We start from the raw sequence: 1,485 nt of genomic DNA on the forward strand, positions 1-1,485 counted from the left end.
CAATACGGTTTACTTAAGGCTTGGGAGGATTTAAAATTACAAAAACAGGAGGATTCATTTTTATGCCAGTACCTCTGTGTTTAACTTTTTTAGATTTAAATTTTGAAACGGGTTTTTTGATAACTCTTGGGTTACTTCTTAGAACTCTTTTAGGTAAAATTGCATCAAGTATCTCCCCACTCAACCATGTTAAAAAAAGGGGAGTTCTTGCGGTTCTAATCGCTGAAATTTGGGGATGGCACGACGAATAACTCGTAATGTACCTGTGAAAGATAAACTTAATGGTGAGATTTCTGCGCCCGAAGCTGCTTCAAAAATCAATGCTCGCACGGCCCAATGTCCTAATAATAGACCATAAATTTCTTGCACTACTTCTCTTGGTCTTTGAGAACGAACATGAGTTTTTCGTTCTGACAGATGTACTTTGAGTTCATCAATTGTATTTTCGACTTCCCACCGTTGATGATATTCGGCTGCTAGTAAGTTAGCTGGAAATTTTTTGGCATCTAATAAACTTGTAATCAAACGATATCTAATTTCGGCTTTTGGGTCGTCTAAATTTTCAATTGTGTACTCGATTACTCGGATTTGTATCGGTTGAAATCCTTTTTTTCGGAATTTGCCTGGGGGATAAATAAAACTCAGGTAAGAACCATCTTCTTGTTGTATTTCGTTGATAAATTTCACATTAGATGGTATTCGCCCCAAATAGTCACAACCCTTGCTGAGCGTGGCTGACACCATTGCATATGAATGCAAACCTCTATCCCACATCAACAACATTTCTTTAGTAACTGAGCGTAATAATCTTAATGCTCTGACTCTTTCTCCCATCTTATATGGACAGATTAAGGCGTCAAATATTAAATGTGTTCCTGTTTCTACTAAAATAACTAATCTAGCTTTCGGGAATGCAGCTCTTGTGCCTGGACGGCTACCTGGACGACCAAAAACTCTGGCATTTTCATCACTGTCTGGGATGTCTAAACAGGTTCCATCTATTGCTACAACTCTCAATCCGTTGATGAAAGCTCCGACTGTTTTGGTGGTAGCCATTGGTCGCACTAACTGATGAAATAATTGTCTCATTACCGCTGGACCTAATCTTTTTCTGGCTTTAGTAATCGCTGCTTTACAGGGAATTTTCCAATGTTTACCAGTTTTCAACCAAACTTCATTCAGGCCATCAATGAGATTTTTTAATACATCTCGCATTGAGTATGTTGACCACAAACTCATTGCTATTATTAGACATACTACGAGTTGTGATGGGAGTTCACGATGCCGTTTTTCCTGAGCTTTTGTTTTCAGGATAGCCACTTCTATTTCTGTTGATGGAATCGCTATCTCTATGGCTTTAAATATCTCGATATTTTTGAGCTTGGGAGATTCTAATAATAATTCTCTGTAATTCACTGTACTGGTTCTCTTTTTTGTACACGATACCTAGTTTACCTCTTGTCCTGCCTTAAGTAAACCGTATTG

1 protein-coding gene is annotated in these 1,485 nt (G+C 38.0%); it reads right to left on the reverse strand.

Annotation, left to right across the window (positions count from 1 at the left end):
• Positions 1 to 189 precede the first annotated feature (189 nt).
• Positions 190 to 1,416: an IS4 family transposase gene (locus QUB52_RS29060; protein ID WP_332976350.1), complete on the reverse strand. Its 1,227-nt coding sequence runs from the start codon at positions 1,414 to 1,416 to the stop codon at positions 190 to 192.
• Positions 1,417 to 1,485 lie beyond the last annotated feature (69 nt).

Source organism: Microcoleus sp. A6-C6 (assembly GCF_036705955.1).
GTDB lineage: Bacteria > Cyanobacteriota > Cyanobacteriia > Cyanobacteriales > Microcoleaceae > Microcoleus.